Consider the following 17738-nt stretch of genomic DNA (forward strand, 5'->3'; position numbering starts at 1 on the left):
TTGAAAATCACATCATAAAATATTTATTCGACCTCAATCTTTAACTTATCACCTTATAAAAAAGCGTGAACTCATCAATGTATTGAGCTTCTGCTAGAGAGCCTTGTTATGACCGATTCCACCTCTAAAATTTCAGTAAGTAAAGCGCAGCATATTGATGTTGCGGTACTTAACCCAAAACAGCTTGATCCTAAGTTAGATGGCAATGTTCATGTTCGAAATAGTGGTATTAGTGATGTGAGCGAAATTGATATTAACGACATGATGGACGTATATCACTACAGTGATGATGTTCGTAAAACGATTAAAGATGAACAGCTACTGTCACCAGGTTTACTTAGCCGTTTACATGCGTCGTACCCACAGCATTCAGGCTTGCTAGATAAAGAAGCGCATATGTTCGATGAGAAAGATCAATACACAGGGCTTTCAGGCTTTCGCCGTGTGGTTGAAATTCTTGTAGCTAATAATATTGATATTGGTGATATTGAAGAGCGGGAACTTTTTATTGAGGTTTACCGATTTTTAGCCACTAAGCACAGCTTAAATAGCATTGACTGGACTAACTTTTATGAAGATTCTGTTTTTCAGTTAGTGATGCCACAACCTAATATGATTAACAAAATTACCGTGGCTGAATACTTAGCGGCAAGCGTGGCAGAGAAAAAAGTCATTGTTGAAGAATACCAAGAGAAAACCAGTCCGCATGATGGTAACCAACAACTCAATAAACCTTGGTTTGAAAACGAGCAAGGTGAAATAGAGTTTCTTGATGGTAGTCAGCATAAATATCCTCAGTGTCAGTTGATTTTTGATAAAACCACCCAAAACTGCTTTTCGTTTTGTACTTACTGTTTCCGTCATGCGCAAGTTCGTGGTGATGAAGATATGTTTATCCAAAAAGAAATTGACCAAATTCATCGTTACTTAAAAGTGCATGAAGAAGTCACTGATATGTTAATTACCGGTGGCGATGGCGGTTATATGCCTGCTAGTCGTTTTGAGCAATATGTCACGCCATTAATGGAAGACCGAGACTTATTGCACATAAAAACGGTTCGCCTTGCTACACGTGCGTTAACTTTCCAACCAGAAATGATTTTAAGCAGTAAGTACGACAAGATGTTAGCCGTATTTGATAAAATGCATGAAAATGGTATTCAATTGGCATGGATGGCGCACTTTTCTACGCCACGTGAATTGTTAAACCCAACCACTATTGCCGCTATTCGTCGCTTGCAGCGTCACGGTGTGGTTATTCGTAGTCAAAGCCCGATGATGAATCACATCAGTTTATTCGAGAACAAAGATGGCTCAATTGATATCGATCGCAGCGCGCAAAACTGGATAGATTTATCTAATATCCTAGGGACTATGTTAATTAGTTTTCACTCTATGTATTGCGCCAGACCGACAGGTGAACATCATTATTTTACTGCGCCGCTTAGTGCCGTTAGTCAAATATTTGATAAAATATACCGTGAATTACCGTCGATTAACCGCCCATCTCGTCATCTTTCTATGACCACTTCTGCAGGGAAAATCTCGATAATGGGTGAATGTGAAGTTGGCGGAGAACGAGCTTTTGCTTTGATGTTCACCGAAGGGCGTAACATGAAATGGATGGACAAAGTATTTTTAGCTAAATATGATGAAACCACTAATGATGTGAAATTACTTAAACCGTTTGATACCGACAAGTTTTTCTTTGAAGAAGAGTTGGCTACGATTGAACATGATTTAGCGACAGCATTAACCAATCGATTAAAACCATAGATTTAACTTACAGAGTAGAGTTATAAAGTAAAAGAGTAATGCTAGTAACACGCTAATTTTTACTTTTGAATCAGCTCAAATAAAAGCCCTGTTGAATTAGCAGGGCTTTTATATTTTAAACTCAGCTTGAACCTAATTATCTCAATTTGACTAAACTCTGCTTAATACAACTACGTTGATGGGTAAAACTGAACAAATTATGTCGCAAGATATTTTTTAGGCGAACAACCTAACTGTTTTTTAAAGGCGGTTATAAAGGCCGATGTAGATTCATAACCTAGCTCAAAAGCAATATCGACAAGTCGCGCATTGCTGTTAAGTAATTCTAATGACTTTAATATTCTCAGCTTTTGCTTCCATCGGCTAAAGCCCATGCCATAATTTTGATTAAATAATCTATTCAAGGTACGACTTGAAGCACCTACTTTAAGCGCCCATTGTTCAATAGTTAATTTATTTGCGGGTTCTTGATTCAAAGTTTCAATGATAGGAAAAAGTCTTTTATCTTGAATAGTTGGCATAAAAAGCTCATTACTTTTAGCTATTGCTAAGCGGTCTAATAATACCAGTAGAAAACGCTGTGTCTCTTCCGTTTCTTCATAGTCTTCGGACCAGTTTGAAATCTCTAATATCAATGACTTTAATAAAGGGTCAACTGTTAACGGGCGTACTTTATCCCCTAACATTTCACTCAAAACCGGGTCGAAATATAAACTACGGTAACTGACTTTATTTTTGCAAAAGTGTTGGTGAGCCATGCCTGGTGGCAGCCACAATGCTTGTTCTGGCGGAATAACAAAAATACCTGCATCGGTTTCAATATGCATAACACCAACACAAGAGTAAGAAAGCTGTGACCACGGGTGGGAGTGACTAGTGATCTGAGTCATAGGTTTAAATTCTGCTGACAAGGGTAATACCGAGCGAGGTAAACTTGAATAAAGCCTGTTAGAGCTTTTTTGATGCCATATACCTTTTGTCTGAATTGATAAACTAACTGTCATAATTGTCGCTATTGGTCATATTAAAATCATCATATAATGGTCATTGTAGTGACACAAGCCGAACGTTATAAAAGAGCTTGGATAGTTATTAATTTTTTACACTTATTTACTCTGGGTGAACTACTTCATGCGAACTACTTCATATGAGTTATCAAGTGTTAGTCACCTAGCGTTAGTTAATTAAGGCAATAGACCCACATGGAAAAAGTAACCGCAGAAAAAGCAATTCCACTTATAGCAGAGCAGGGTAATAAGTGGCATAGTCCCTTTGTTTTCTTAGCTATTGCTAGCATTGTAATGTCAGTTACTTTTGCTGGTTGGATGGCTATGCTCAATAATTTTGTTATTGAACAAGCTGCGTTTACGGGGGCTGAAATAGGCATGTTACAGTCTTTAAGAGAAATTCCCGGTTTCTTAGCATTTACCGCAATTTTTGTTTTATTGGTGTTTACCGAACAAGTATTTGCGTTGATTTCTTTGTGTCTATTATCCATAGGGGTTGCGGTTACAGGACTCTTCCCCAGTATTTACGGCCTTTATGCAACTACTGTATTGATGTCGATTGGTTTTCACTATTACGAAACCTTGAATACCTCATTAAGCTTACAGTGGTTTAAAAAAGATGAGGCTGCGGAAAAGCTTGGCCAATTAATGTCAATAAAGTCTGCTGCTTCACTGACTTGTTACGCCTTGATTTGGTTGGGCTTCAGTGTTTTTTCTACTAGTTATCAAGTGATGTACCTATTTTTTGGTTTGAGTGGTTTATTACTGACGTTATGGTTGGCATTCTCTATGCCTAAGTTTGTAATGGATCATCCACAGCATAAAAAAATAATTTTAAGAAAACGTTATAGCTTGTATTACTTGCTGACTTTTTTAGCGGGCGCGCGCAGGCAGATATTTGTTGTTTTTGCTGGTTTTCTTATGGTTGAAAAGTTTGGCTACAGTGTTCAGGAAATTACAGTTTTGTATATGATTAACCATGTAATTAACTTCTTTTTAGCACCGAAAATAGGGCTTTGGATTGCAAAAGTAGGAGAGCGTAAAGCGCTGACTCTTGAGTATTTAGGCCTAATTACTATCTTTGTTGGTTATGCGCTGGTTGAATCTGCCAATGTGGCTGCTGTGCTTTACGTTGTAGACCACTTGTTTTTCGCAATGGCTATTGCTTTAAAAACTTACTTTCAAAAAATAGCTGACCCTAAAGATATTGCTTCAAGTGCAGGGGTTAGCTTTAGTATTAACCATATTGCCGCTGTTGTTATTCCTGCTACTTTTGGTTTGATTTGGCTTTACGATCACACGTTAGTATTTTATGCGGGTGCATTTATCGCATTACTCTCTTTAGCGGCTAGTCGCTTTGTTAATACGGACAAGTATTCGCCATCAAACGTTTCTGATTAAAGCTTTTCATTCAAGCTCATAATTATACGAACTACTGATAGAGAAAACTGACTTGCCGATGTAGAGAGCCGCTTCAATTCAAGTCACTTTTTCGCTTCAATAATACCAGTAGCCAGGAGAGCTAGTTTTTATTTGTCTTGCTATTTGAAGTGCGTAAATGTTCTTGTTCAATATCTGATAGCGCGGCTTTTAAAAAGTGATAAAAACTTTGAATGCGGGCGCTATGCTTTAAATCTTTATGATAAACGAACCAGATAGACTCACCGTTTTTGGGAATGTCTAAGTCGATTTTAACCATAGATGGATTTAGGCTTGCTTGGTGATCGCTTAAAGGACCAATGCCCATACCTGCGATAACCGCGTCGTGAATATCAGAGAAGTTGTTACTTTGAAAAACTATTCTGTTTTTATCTATTTTATCAACAATGTAATTAACAAAAGGGATGCGGTATTTCTCCGGTGTTGGTAATACCCATTGGTGATCGTTAAACTCATTAATGGTTTTAGGCTGACCAAATTCATCGATGTAATCTTGTGTTGCATGATAGGCCGTCTCTAGTTTGATTAGATTTTTAACGACCAGGTCAACACCAACAGGACTTGGGCCTGCTCGTAATGAGACATGCGCAGCACCTGAATCGAGCGGTACAATATCATCTGTAGAGATAAGTTTAAGGCGGATTTTTGGGTGCTTAGCACGAAATGCTTTTAATGCGGGTGTGATCACAGGAGAGAATGAACTTACTGTGGTGATCCTGAGTTCGCCACTAATATCACCCTCTACATTTTGTAGTTTATTTTCTAAACTAGAAAATTTTGCCAGCATCTCGGGCATTTCATCCATTAAAACACAACCAGCATCGGTAAGCTTATAACCTCGTTGGTGGCGAATAAATAGTTTCACTTCAAGCGCTTGCTCTAATTGATTGATGCGTCTTAATACGGTGGCATGGTTTATTCGTAATGATACGCCTGCTCTACTTAAGCTACCATCAAGTGCGACTTGATACGCTATTTTATAATCATCCCATGAAGTCTCTTTCATATTACACCCTATATAAAATGCATTTAGTTGTGCATATTTGCACAATAGTTTCGCATTTATTGTTATTTTTTAATAGGTTTTAGTTCGCTATAGTAGCTTTAACAATTTGACAAGGATATTGTTAGTGCATTAAATAAAGCGTTAACACAAAAGATAGATTACAGCATGAGTAATAACATATTAAAGAATACTGAAAACAGCTATGGCCTTATTGCCATTATGTTTCATTGGCTTATGGCAATAAGCATCTTTTCCTTATTTGGCTTAGGTCTTTATATGGTTGAACTAACTTACTACGATGCTTGGTACAAAGGTTCGTTAGATTTACATAAGAATATTGGTATGACGCTTTTCGTCGCATTGATGCTAAGAATCGTTTGGCGAGTGGTTAATGTTACGCCAAAAAATGCTGATAGATCTGCAAGTGGAATTGAAGTTAAAGCGGCCCATTATGCGCATTTAGCACTTTATGGCTTGATGGTAGTGTTGATGATAAGTGGCTATTTAATCTCAACGGCAGATGGCAGAGCGATTGATGTTTTCGGTTTACTATCGATACCAGCATTGCCAATAGATTTTGCTAACCAAGAAGATATTGCAGGTATTATTCATGAAGTTTTAGCATGGATCTTAATTTTACTCAGTGCTGGTCATGCACTTGCCGCATTTAAACATCACTTTATTAATAAAAATGATACCTTAGTACGGATGGTCAAAGTACTACCTAGAAAATAACTAATTAATTATGCATTTAAAAACAATCTAAAAAATATCGAACTAAATCAATAAATAAAGAACTAATTAACTTACCTAATATAGACGCAACTAAGTTAACGCATTCAATATTAATTTACACTTCATTCTTCTTAATTTGAGAAAAGACAAGGAACATCACATGAAAAAGACATTAATTACCACCACACTAGCAACCACGTTTTTAGCAAGCTCGTTATTTGCCGCTATAGCGCCAAACACAGCCCTTGCAGCCGATTATAAAGTCGATGTAAAAGGTGCACATGCCTTTGTACAATTTAAAATTAAGCACCTTGGTTATAGCTGGTTATTAGGTCGCTTTAATACCTTTGATGGCGATTTTTCTTATGATGACAAGTCACCTAACAGTGCAAAAATTAATATCGAAATAGATACTAAAAGTATTGACTCGAATCATGCAGAACGTGATAAGCATCTTAAAAGCGAAGACTTCTTAAACGTTAGCAGCTTCCCAAAAGCAACTTTTGTTAGTAATAATATTAAATTTAGTGACGATGAAAACGCGATTGTTACAGGTGAATTTACCTTGAAAGGCGTGACTAAGACTATTTCATTTCCCGTTGTAAAAATTGGTGAAGGGCAAGATCCTTGGGGCGGCTATCGTGCTGGTTTCTCTGGTACTACTAGCTTTAAATTAGCCGATTATGGTATTACCTATAATTTAGGTCCAGCCTCAACGCAGGTTGAAATGGCATTACATATTGAAGGCGTAAGAATCTAGTCCAGAATTATTTCAACTACCTATCTTGAAGCCAGCTTATTGCTGGCTTTTTTAATTGCTCCCGTAATTATTATCCTGTAGTAAATAATCCTATTGCGGTTAATCAAATAAAATTAATTGAAACGTTATTATCCTCTTACCTTTTATTTTCTTGCATTGTTTTTTGCAAAAACCATCTCAATTTGAAAATACCAACATCAGTGTTGAACTTGTCTAAATAGATAGAGTATTGCCACGACTACCATAAATAAAGGGCTAAGGTTGTTAGAAGTTATTTCCTTACGTCTTGGTATATCAATTGCAGTTTAGCTATTAGTTAGGGCTTACTCGTTTGAACTGAACATAGCAAACTCTATTCAGTTACTTCCTTTTATATTTTTCAAGGTCAGGAGATCATATGTTAAAAGAAAAAAGTGTTCTCATAGTAGATGATGAAATAGGTGTTAGACAGGCGTTAAAAAGAGGTATACACCGTCAATTTAACAGGGAAGAAAATAGAGTTTCTATTAATGAGGCGAGCAACGGTAAAGAAGCAATAGCTTTGGCAAATAGTTTTCTTCCTGATTTGATTATAATGGATATGCGCATGCCCATAATGGATGGATTAAAAGCTTGCAGTATTTTAAGAAACGACAGTAAGTTTTCTGCGACTAAGATCATTATGCTAACGTGTGAAATATCTGAGGAAAGTGCAGGTTTACTCGCGGGTGCTGACGATTACATTATCAAACCTTTTGATATAAAAACCTTACTTATTCGTGTAGAGAATGGCTTATTTAAGCAAAGAGCAGTTGATACTACAGCCGATATTGAAAGTGATGGTGTTTTAACTAAAAATCTTTTTGTTGAGTGTTGGTTAGACTATGAAATTGCACGAGCACGGCGCTTCCAGCATTCCTTAAGTTTGCTTATGATAAAAATAGAAACAATTGATAGAAAAGCATCATTTTTAAGTAAAGATAGAGAAGTGACAGCGCTCTTAAAGCGCCGTAAATCAGACCTTTTAATAAAGTGGGGGGAAAATACCTTTGCTATTTTACTTATCGAAACGAGTGCCGATGATGCTATCTTACTGGCTAAGCGTATTAGCTGGTTAGCCAAAAAGAGCCCTAATCTTGCTCAGCCTAGTTTAGGTATTGCAAATTTAGAGGGTAGTCTCACTAATGATTTGATCATCAATGCTGAACACTCTTTAGCTGCATCAATATGTACCGGAAAAATTGTATTAAATAGGCTGGTCGTCAACCTTTAGTATAGTCACTTTTTTGTATTTCTTCGCGCTAGGAAGAAGCTACAAAATATACCTTTTTACTGGGTATTACTCGTCATATGTTTGTTATGGTAACTTTGCTACAAATATTGTAGCATGATGTTTTACCATTTGTAGTAGTGACTATGACAATACCACTCCCTGGATTAGAAGTACGCGGTTCTAAAACTGGTAAACCTATTATGGCATTACTCGATTTACTAGGGCGAACGTGGTCGTTAGGTATTATTTGGAATTTACATAGTGGTCCTGCAACGTTTAGAGAATTACAGCAACGTTGTGAGAAAATTTCGCCTACCTTGTTAAATACTCGATTAAAAGAACTCAAAACACTGCAGCTTGTCGAATGCCAAGAAGCGGGTTATCAATTGACCCATCAAGGTCTTAACTTATTTGATATTATTTCTCCATTAGGAAGTTGGTCTTCTCAATGGGCACAAGGACTTAAGGAAGACAGTAAATAATGACATTAGCGTATGGCAATATGCCGTTAGATAGAGGGACTAATCAACGAAAAAATAAGCGCTGGTTAGCTGCAGAATTTACCCGTGAAGATACTTTATTTTGCGTTATTAATGATGGTCAATGTCTCTTTGAAGAAGGCGATATTCTTTCGCCAATTTATCTTAACAAGTCACAAGTGCCCACGGTAAGTGTTGATAGTTGCATTTATTTAGGTAAAGGGCACTTAAGCAAGGGAAAACTTGGTCTCGAAAGCATAGAAAATGACCGTTTAACTATTACTATTACCGGTAATAGTAATACTATCCAGGCATCAGCTATTGCAATTTTTGCTATCGACTTTGATAAATTACGCTTTTCTACACAAGAAACATTAAGTGAAATGGGCCAATGGCAAGGGCTTAGAAAAGTGACGGCCAGTTTATCAGCCATTGATGCTTCAATATTAGCGTTAGCCAAAGGTTTAGTGCATTGGCATATAAGCCATCAATTTTGTGGTCAATGTGGGCATGCAAATCGTTCAGTTGAAGCTGGACACGCGAGGCGTTGCTCAGATTGTCGAAATATGAGCTTTCCACGTACCGATCCTGCAGTGATCATGTTGGTAGAAAAAATGTTTGCCGATGGTATTCCACGTTGTTTATTAGGTAGGCAAGCTAGCTGGGCTGAGGGAATGTATTCAACGCTAGCCGGTTTTGTTGACCCTGGTGAAACGCTCGAGCAAGCGGTCATTAGAGAAGTTGTTGAAGAAACGGCGATACATGTTGAAAAGCCACACTATATTACCTCACAGCCTTGGCCATTTCCTGCCTCGATAATGTTGGGATTTACCGCCGTTGCGACTTCAGAAAAAATTGATATTAGCCAAGATGATTTAGAAGATGCCCAGTGGTTTTCACGCGAGCAACTTGTCAACTTTGGCATTAATAATTCAGTTATAGCAGAGGACGGTGGCGCTGAGAAACCACAATATAAAATGAGTAGTGGTGATTCGATTTCGTCTTATTTGATCACGGCATGGATGAATAAGGAAATAGGGCAGTATTAGTAGCAAGCAAGCAAGACACTAAAACTAAAGTGAACAACAGCTAAAATCTTTTATAGGCTCAAAAAAAGAGCCGCTAATTAATAATTAGCCGCTCTTTTTATTTACATAGTTTTTTATCGCTTGAGTTATTGCTTGAGTTACCGCATCTTGCGATAGCTTTCATGTAATATATCACTGAAGGTATTTACTGTGTATTCTCACTGTATTTTTCACTATATCGCTCAATGACCATCGCAATGCCTTGGCCAACACCAACACACATAGCGCAGAGAGCATAACGTTTACCACTGCGCTCAAGCTGCTTAGTTGCCGTAATTAATAAGCGCGTGCCACTCATGCCTAATGGATGACCCAGCGCAATGGCGCCGCCTTGTGGATTTAAACGTGCATCATCATCTTTAAGACCCAATTCACGCGCACTGGCAAGTGCCTGTGCAGCAAAAGCTTCGTTGAACTCAATAATGTCCATATCATCAATACTAAGGCCTAAACGTTTTAATAGTTTGGCACTCGCTGGCGCGGGGCCAATACCCATAATTTCAGGAGTAACACCAATAACAGCAGAGCCAAGTATTCTCGCTTTTGGTGTTAAGCCATTTGCTAAAGCCGCTTCTTTACTCGCGAGAATAACCGCTGCAGCACCATCATTTACGCCAGAAGTATTACCTGCAGTGACTGAGCCTCCTTCTCGAAAGGGGGCTTTGAGGCTTGCTAGTTTATCTAACGGGCTAAGACGTAAATGTTCATCTTTTTCAACAATGACATCATCACCGCGACGTTTTGCAATAACCACAGGGACTATTTCTTCGGCAAATCGGCCGTCTTCTTGTGCGGCTTTTGCTTTACTTTGACTAGCAAAAGCGAATTTGTCTTGAGCTTCACGACTAATGTTAAATTGCTCAGCCACATTTTCTGCCGTTTCAGGCATAGAGTCTGTGCCATAGGCGGTGTGCAGTTTTTGATTAACAAAGCGCCAGCCTAATGTTGTATCGAATAATTCAGCACTGCGTGAAAAAGCCGCTTCAGCTTTAGCCATTACCATAGGTGCGCGCGACATGCTTTCGACACCGCCAGCAATTAACATATCCGCCTCGCCAGCTTTAATCGCATTTGTTGCCATCGCAATAGCATTCATACCTGAGCCACATAAACGGTTAATGGTGCAACCAGCGACTTGAGTTGGATAGCCTGCTAATAAAAGTGCCATACGAGAGACGTTGCGATTGTCTTCACCTGCCTGGTTGGCACAGCCCAAAATAACATCGTCTACTTGGGTTAAGTCTAATGTTGGGTTTCTGTCTTTTAATGCTTTAAGTGGAATAGCCGCTAGGTCATCGGCGCGCACTGATGATAAAGCACCAGCATATTTTCCAATTGGCGTGCGTACGCCGTCACAGATATATACGTCTTTCATTCTTTATTTCCTTTGTAGGTTTCACTCCTTCGCTATTTGAATCATTTCGTTGTCAAAAGTACTGATACCAATCAAATTAACTAAGTGATTAATTTAAATAGTCTAACTATCCAATAACATCGTTGCTTTTAATCCCAATAGCTAGCTATTGGTCAATCAAGCGCCTTGTTCTTGAAAAGTTATCTTTATTAAAATTTTAACCACTAATTAATCTAATTGGTATTATTGACCAACGTCAATTCCGTGCTTTTTTCTTGAAATTAGTTCAATTATCTTTGAGTTAAATTCGTTACTTTATCAATTATTTATTTTGAGTTATTCCCGAGTTTACAATAGGGAGTCAAGTTATTTCAACGCTAAGATTTCGGCTTTAGATACAAACCAAATAACAAAGCATGTTATGCCATTTCTGGTTTTATCAGTTCAAAGCCATCTTTTAATGCACAGACTAAATGATCTATTTCTTTTTTAGTCATGGCGGTTGATAACGTTGCAGTGCAAGTATTTATCATCATAATGCCATTATCGAATAAATGATCGAGTAATTTAGTGATTAATTGGCTTTCTTTTTTATCAACATAGCCGTCACGGTAGTTTTTAGGCGGCAGTGCTTTGAGGTGTATTCTAAACATACTACCTGCGCCAGTCACACATGCCTTAATGCCTACATCGGCCATCGCCTGTGTAATCGCTTCTCTTGCATAACTGGCAAGTTGATTCAGTTTGGTAACGGCTGCTTGATCAAAGTCTTTCATGGCGGCTAAACCTGCTGTCATGGTAATTGGATTAGCCGAGAAAGTACCTGAGTGGGGTAATAAAACCTTAGGCTCAGTTGGATCGAGGACTTTCATCACCTTATCACAACCTGCTAAAGCGCCTGCAGGGAAACCACCACCAATTACTTTTCCCATCGCGGTTAAATCTGGCGCAACATCATAGTTTTGTTGGGCACCACTGTAATTAGTTCTAAAGGTAATGACTTCATCGAATACTAACAGTGATTTATTATCACGAGTCCACTGATGTAATGCATTAATAAAGGCATTGCTGGCGGGAATTAAACCAACACGATGAGGTAATAAATCAACTAAAATACAGGCAATGTCATCTTTGTGTTGATCTAAGATTTTAATCGCTCGCTCAGGATCATTAAAAGGGATCACTACAACATCTTCTAATGCTTTTGGCGGAGTACCTACCGCTACAGGAATGCTATTTGGTTTATCAAGTTCACCCCAATTATTTGGGGTTGCTGTTTGGCTTACTTCAGCATAATCGTAAGCACCATGGTAAGCACCTTCAACTTTGGCTATTTTAGCTTTACCTGTATAGGCACGTGATGCTTTTAACATTGCCATAACCGCTTCGGTTCCCGAATTTACAAACCTAATTTTATCGAAGCTAGGTACTCGATCGCATAAAAGCTGAGCATAGTTAACTTCAGCTTCAGTTGCCATGGTAAAACAACTGCCTTTAGCGAGTTGCTCTGTTACGGCATCAACAATTGCCGGGTAGGCGTGACCATGAATTAATGACGCCATGTTATTAGCAAAGTCGATGCGCGTAACACCTTCTACATCGGTAACATAACAACCTTCACCTTTGTCAGCGTAAAATGGATAGGGTTTTCTAAAAATGGTATTACGACTAACACCGCCAGGTAATACTTTCAGCGCTTTGTTAAATAGTTTTTCGCTTTTATTTGCCATTACTGCTTCGCCTTATACTGTGTACTTCTGACTGGCTTATTAGAGCTATTAACGGTTTTATTTGCAACTTCATCTTTTTGAGTCAGTCCATTAAGTAGCGCTACCCCTGTACGTTCTTGTACGTAATCAAAGCTAATACCGGGCGCTAGCTCTATAAGTACTAAACCGTTTGCTGTGACATCAATGACACATAAATCGCTATAAATACGATTAACAACTTGTTGTCCGGTGAGCGGGAAAGTACATTCAGGTAGTATTTTAGCTGCCCCATTTTTGGTAGTGTGTTGGGTAATAATGTAGATGGTTTTAACACCCGCCACTAAATCCATAGCACCACCCACGGCGGGAATAGCATCAACAGCACCGGTTGACCAATTGGCTAAATCACCTCTCATTGAAACTTGCATTGCACCTAACACACAAACATCTATATGATTGCCGCGGATCATGGCAAAGCTATCACCATGATGAAAATATGAAGCACCAGGAATAGCTGTTACTGCTTTTTTACCGGCATTGATTAAATCAGCATCAAGCTCTTCGTCGCTGGGAGAATTTCCCATGCCTAGTAAACCGTTTTCTGTGTGATAGATAACTTCTCTGCCATCAGGAACATATTGAGCGACTTTTTCTGGAATACCTATGCCAAGGTTTACATAGCTGCCATCTTCAATATCTTGTGCACAGCGTTGCGCCATTTGTTCTCGGTTCCAGCCAACTTGTGTCGTGGTTTCAAGGTTTTGTTGTTCTGTTAGTTGGCTCATGCTTGTGTTTCTCCGACATTTATCTTTTCTAGGTTACTTGGTGAAACGTTATTTTGTGCAGTGTTCTTTGCCGTCGGATTCTTTGTTGCTGGGGTTTTTGTTACTGGGCTTTTTGTTACTGGGCTTTTTGTTACTGGATAGGTAATACCGTCTTTCACAAGTTGAGATTCTTGTTGAGGTTGAGTCACCTCAATTAACGCATTAACGAATATGCCGGGGGTAATGACGTTTTCGGGATCAAGATCACCCAATTCAACCATATTATTGACTTGCACTAAGGTGTTTGTTGCTGCCATGGCCATTATTGGCGCAAAGTTACGGGCAGTTTTGTTAAAGGTTAAATTACCGTATCTATCTGCTTGCTTGGCTTTGATAAGGGCGAAATCAGCTTTTAGACCGCGCTCCATAACATAATCATCGCCTTCAAAATTTCGCAGTTCTTTACCGTCCGCAAGTGGTGTTCCAACCGAAGTTTTGGTGTAAAAAGCAGGGATCCCAGCGCCACCAGCACGAATTCGTTCGGCTAACGTTCCTTGAGGGACAAGTTCTAGCTCAATTTTTCCACTGCGATATAACTCGGGAAAAACTAAAGAATTAGCCGTGCGCGGGTAGGAGCAGATCATTTTAGCCACTTGACCATTTTCAATTAGGGCAGCTAAACCTACTCGGCCACTGCCAGTATTGTTATTAATGACGGTTAAGTTCTTTACACCATGATCTATTAATGCGTGAATTAACTCTATTGGGCTACCTGCTTCACCAAAACCACCAATCATTACCGTATCGCCGTCCTTTATATCGGCAACCGCACTGGCGCAACTCGCTACTCTTTTATCTATCATTTCGCACTACTCATATCATGTTCGTGTTATACCAAACGGAGCAATAAATTAGTCCTATTGAATTATTTAAGGATCTAGGTTATTTCATCTGGCAGTTATTTAACGTTAGCTAATGTAAAGTTAACTAAAACAAGTTGTGCGCTATGCGAACACTTGTTAGTATGCCGAACATTAGTGTAGGTTTGAGATTATTCAATGTCAAAGCAAGAACAAGAAAAACATGATGGTGATCAAGTTATGATCAAATCCACCGAAATTGTACAATCATTACTCAAAGGTTTGGTGGTGATTCAGGCCTTTGATCAACAAAGACCCACGATGACCTTGTCTGAAGTTGCGACCGCTACAGGTTATACGCGCGCAGCAGCAAGACGATTTTTACTAACCTTAGTTAGTGAAGGTTATGCTAAGCAAGAGGGAAAGCAGTTTTCGTTAACGGCGAAAATACTCAAGTTGGGTTTTTCATACCTTGCTTCTCAAGATGTTTGGCAAAGCGCAAAACCTTTGATGCAACAGTTAGTTGAGCAACTTAATGAGTCTTGCTCGGCAGCGGTATTAGATGGTGAAGATGTTGTCTACGTTGGGCGGGTTGCTACCACTAAACGCATCATGTCTGTTAGTTTAAATGTAGGTACTCGCTTACCGGCATTTGCAACCTCATTAGGTCGTGTACTGTTAGCGGACCTGAAAGATGAAGTATTAAATGACTTTTTAACAACCTGTCGCATAGAGCAATATACTGCCTTCACCCTTACTAACAAGGCGGAATTAGCCGCAGAAATTTTACGGGTAAATCAGCAAGGTTATTCTTTGGTAGAACAAGAATTAGAGCTGGGCTTAACCTCTATTTCTGTCCCCGTACGAAATCAAGCAGGAAAAGTGCTTGGTGCGTTAAGTATCAGCACGCATATTTCTCAAACAACGAGACAGCAAGTATTAACGACCATTTTGCCCACGCTAAAAGCCTGTGCGGCTGCTATTGAACAGCTAACTTATTAAAATACTGGTTGAATATAGCTAGTTATGTTCTAATACACGAAAAGTACTGTAATAAAATACAGTGTTCATTGCTGGTGTTCCTCGAGAGTATTTTAGCCAGTACAAGTGAGCAACAATTTAATAAATTTGGTATCAATTATGAACTTTTCCATAGAGCCACAACACCTTTTACCACTCGCACTCACGTTAGCACTAGTGTTTTTTTTAATACTGATATGGGTGTTATTTCGATTAAGCAGCATCAAAAATGCAGTGCTAACACAAAATTCTGAGCAAGAAGAGCGTGTTCAAGCATTATTAAGCCAACATTTTTCAGAACAATTGTTACATTTACAGCAAAATTATCAACATGTTAACCAGCAACAGTTATCACAAGCCCATGATAAGCAACAACTGCAGTTATCGAATAATATTGAACAGCAAATGGCTGATTTACGTATCAAGCTCATGCGGCAAATTAACGAATTACAAACTCAACTTGCCACCAATCAAAGCCAATCATTAGATCAGGTGATTAATCATCTAAATAATACGGGTCAAGCTAACCGAGAAGAGTTGGCTAAAACACTGGCACAAAGTAGTGATCAAATGAGTAAACGTATAGATGGTTTGACCCTAGCGACCGATAAACGTTTACAAGAGATTAGTGGCCAAGTAGAAAAACGCTTGGCTGAGGGGTTTGAAAAAACCACCAAAACCTTTAGTGATATTTTACAACGTTTGGCGTTAATTGATGACGCGCAGAAGAAAATTACTGAATTATCTACCAACGTAGTTAGCTTGCAAGAAGTACTCAATGATAAGCGCTCACGGGGCGCCTTTGGTGAAGTACAATTAAATAGCTTGATTAGAAATGTATTGCCGGAACAAAGCTTTAAACTTCAACATACGCTATCAAACGGTAAAATCGCCGATTGTGTGCTCTTTTTACCTAAACCAACGGGTAACGTCGTTGTTGACTCTAAATTCCCATTAGAAAACTATCGAAAAATGGTGGATTTTGAAACCCATGAGGCAGAGCGAAAATCAGCTATGCGCCAATTTAAAATAGATATCAAAAAACACATTAATGATATTAGTGATAAGTATTTGATTGATAACGAAACAGCTGATGGCGCTATTATGTTTATTCCTGCAGAAGCGATTTTTGCTGAGATCCATGGTCACCAAAGTGATCTCGTAGAATATGCTAATAAGAAACGCGTTTGGCTGACATCGCCCACGACCTTAATGGCAATATTAACAACCGCACGCTCGGTACTTAAAGATGAGGCGACGCGACAGCAAATTCATATTATTCAGGCACATTTGTCCGATTTAGCGCAAGACTTTAGTCGCTTTAAAGGTCGCTTTGCTAACCTTGCTAGGCATATAGATCAGGCTGCAACGGATGTGAAACAAATACATACCTCGGCAGATAAAATATCTACCCGTTTTGAGAAAATAGAGCAGGTGGATCTCAGTGAAAAAGAATCTTTAGAATTGCTTGACTAAAAGTAGTGGCAGGAACATTTTCCTAACTTATCATAGAAACTAGCTACTATTTATCGTCTTTTTGTGTTTTATTGGTTATTGTGATTTATACAAAAAATGACTAATGTGGCTAATCAGTTGCTTTATTCTCGTTAATAACACTCTGTTAGTGGGCTATTTTATATGATTAAAATATTATGCCGTTTGCTCTTATTTTCACTATTATGTTCATCCAGTTTGATAATGGCTGAGCAAGACTTAAAGATAGGTATTGGCAATTTTGCACCTTTTCTTGATGAAGAAGATAATCAAGGTGTGTTTCTTGAACTGACCGAAGAAATATTTAAGCAATTACCAAGATATAATGTGCAGTTTATCTATATGAGTAACAATAGATTGTTACATGAAATCAATTCAGGACAACGAATTGATGTTGCCTGCAATATTTTCTCAAACTCATCAGTTAAAGGCTTTTTATCCTCGCCTGTTTTCCGTTATACCGATGTCGCCGTGTCAAAAAATTCAGCAAAAATTAAGGTTAACCAAATTTCCGATTTACAAGATTTCTCTATTGCTGCCTATCAGGGGGCTAAAGAAATGCTTGGTGACGATTATAAAAAAATGGCTCTTGCTAATCCTCATTACAGTGAGCATTCAAAGCCAGATGAGACTACTTATATGATGGTTGCTGGTGAGAAAGATATTCGTATCGGAGATATACATATTTTTCTAAATGACTTAGCAGATAAACGTTATATAAATGAAGATAAAATAGCAGCGAAAGACTTTACCATACATAGATTATGGCCAGACGTTTACTCACACATGGCTTTTAAAGATGAGATGCTACGAGACTCAGTTAACAAGGTAATCAAAGAATTAACGGCTAATGGTACGATAGAGGCCATTTACCGTAAACATCGCTAGTTTCGCTCACGACGCTAATCATTAGCACCAATGAGTAATGTTTAGCTGAACATGCACTTCACTTCAAATCAGTTCACATCATCTAGCCTCAATAGACAATCAGAGT

The 17738-nt window shown here is 38.5% G+C and carries 16 protein-coding genes; 10 read left to right on the top strand and 6 right to left on the bottom strand.

The window, feature by feature from the left end; genetic code table 11:
• The first annotated feature begins 108 nt into the window (after positions 1-108).
• The gene (locus tag CXF79_RS08400; protein WP_101154641.1) at positions 109-1776 is read left to right on the top strand and encodes a hypothetical protein; all 1668 of its coding nucleotides are present in this window, start codon (positions 109-111) and stop codon (positions 1774-1776) included.
• A gap of 197 nt (positions 1777-1973) precedes the next feature.
• Here CXF79_RS08400 and CXF79_RS08405 read toward each other — a convergent pair whose 3' ends face one another.
• The gene (locus CXF79_RS08405) at positions 1974-2780 is read right to left on the bottom strand and encodes an AraC family transcriptional regulator (protein WP_011044356.1); all 807 of its coding nucleotides are present in this window, start codon (positions 2778-2780) and stop codon (positions 1974-1976) included.
• Between the two features lie 198 nt (positions 2781-2978).
• Here CXF79_RS08405 and CXF79_RS08410 point away from each other — a divergent pair, with 198 nt between their 5' ends.
• Entirely contained in the window at positions 2979-4184 is a 1206-nt protein-coding gene (locus tag CXF79_RS08410) for an MFS transporter (protein ID WP_101154642.1), read from the top strand.
• A gap of 121 nt (positions 4185-4305) precedes the next feature.
• On the opposite strand, the gene CXF79_RS08415 is transcribed toward CXF79_RS08410, so the two are convergent.
• Positions 4306-5229 (bottom strand): LysR family transcriptional regulator, encoded by a 924-nt coding sequence (locus tag CXF79_RS08415; protein WP_101154643.1) that lies wholly within the window; start codon positions 5227-5229, stop codon positions 4306-4308.
• Between the two features lie 165 nt (positions 5230-5394).
• Here CXF79_RS08415 and CXF79_RS08420 point away from each other — a divergent pair, with 165 nt between their 5' ends.
• The 5 genes from CXF79_RS08420 (at position 5395) to nudC (ending at position 9504) form a co-directional block, all read left to right on the top strand.
• Positions 5395-5964 carry a cytochrome b gene (locus CXF79_RS08420; protein ID WP_232769122.1) on the top strand — a complete coding sequence of 190 codons (570 nt, stop codon included), beginning with the start codon at positions 5395-5397 and terminating at the stop codon, positions 5962-5964.
• 160 nt (positions 5965-6124) lie between these two features.
• Positions 6125-6724: a YceI family protein gene (locus tag CXF79_RS08425; RefSeq protein ID WP_101154644.1), complete on the top strand. Its 600-nt coding sequence runs from the start codon at positions 6125-6127 to the stop codon at positions 6722-6724.
• Positions 6725-7121: 397 nt separating this feature from the next.
• Positions 7122-7976, top strand: coding sequence for a response regulator (locus CXF79_RS08430; protein WP_101154645.1), 855 nt, complete (start codon positions 7122-7124; stop codon positions 7974-7976).
• A 143-nt stretch (positions 7977-8119) separates the two neighbouring features.
• Positions 8120-8458 carry a winged helix-turn-helix transcriptional regulator gene (locus CXF79_RS08435; protein WP_101154646.1) on the top strand — a complete coding sequence of 113 codons (339 nt, stop codon included), beginning with the start codon at positions 8120-8122 and terminating at the stop codon, positions 8456-8458.
• Positions 8458-9504: an NAD(+) diphosphatase gene (nudC, locus tag CXF79_RS08440; protein WP_101154647.1), complete on the top strand. Its 1047-nt coding sequence runs from the start codon at positions 8458-8460 to the stop codon at positions 9502-9504. Before CXF79_RS08435 ends, nudC begins: the two co-directional genes overlap by 1 nt.
• A gap of 184 nt (positions 9505-9688) precedes the next feature.
• Here the strand turns inward: nudC and pcaF are convergent, their stop codons facing one another.
• The 4 genes from pcaF to CXF79_RS08460 all read right to left on the bottom strand — a co-directional run bounded on the left by pcaF (position 9689) and on the right by CXF79_RS08460 (position 14233).
• Positions 9689-10918, bottom strand: a complete 1230-nt coding sequence (gene pcaF / locus CXF79_RS08445; protein ID WP_011044348.1) for a 3-oxoadipyl-CoA thiolase — start codon at positions 10916-10918, stop codon at positions 9689-9691.
• A 398-nt stretch (positions 10919-11316) separates the two neighbouring features.
• On the bottom strand, positions 11317-12627 hold the full coding sequence (locus CXF79_RS08450; protein ID WP_101154648.1) for an aspartate aminotransferase family protein: 1311 nt from the start codon (positions 12625-12627) through the stop codon (positions 11317-11319).
• On the bottom strand, positions 12627-13391 hold the full coding sequence (locus CXF79_RS08455) for a 3-oxoacid CoA-transferase subunit B (protein ID WP_101154649.1): 765 nt from the start codon (positions 13389-13391) through the stop codon (positions 12627-12629). Before CXF79_RS08455 ends, CXF79_RS08450 begins: the two co-directional genes overlap by 1 nt.
• Positions 13388-14233: a 3-oxoacid CoA-transferase subunit A gene (locus CXF79_RS08460; RefSeq protein ID WP_101154650.1), complete on the bottom strand. Its 846-nt coding sequence runs from the start codon at positions 14231-14233 to the stop codon at positions 13388-13390. Before CXF79_RS08460 ends, CXF79_RS08455 begins: the two co-directional genes overlap by 4 nt.
• Before the next feature lie 195 nt (positions 14234-14428).
• On the opposite strand from CXF79_RS08460, the gene CXF79_RS08465 reads away from it, so the two are divergent.
• From CXF79_RS08465 to CXF79_RS08475, 3 genes are all read left to right on the top strand, one after another.
• Positions 14429-15232 (top strand): IclR family transcriptional regulator domain-containing protein, encoded by an 804-nt coding sequence (locus tag CXF79_RS08465; RefSeq protein ID WP_101154651.1) that lies wholly within the window; start codon positions 14429-14431, stop codon positions 15230-15232.
• Positions 15233-15370: 138 nt separating this feature from the next.
• The gene (gene rmuC / locus CXF79_RS08470) at positions 15371-16726 is read left to right on the top strand and encodes a DNA recombination protein RmuC (RefSeq protein WP_101154652.1); all 1356 of its coding nucleotides are present in this window, start codon (positions 15371-15373) and stop codon (positions 16724-16726) included.
• A gap of 162 nt (positions 16727-16888) precedes the next feature.
• Entirely contained in the window at positions 16889-17632 is a 744-nt protein-coding gene (locus CXF79_RS08475; RefSeq protein WP_011044342.1) for a substrate-binding periplasmic protein, read from the top strand.
• Positions 17633-17738 lie beyond the last annotated feature (106 nt).

It is taken from the genome of Colwellia sp. Bg11-28, from assembly GCF_002836245.1.
Taxonomy (GTDB): domain Bacteria; phylum Pseudomonadota; class Gammaproteobacteria; order Enterobacterales; family Alteromonadaceae; genus Colwellia; species Colwellia psychrerythraea_A.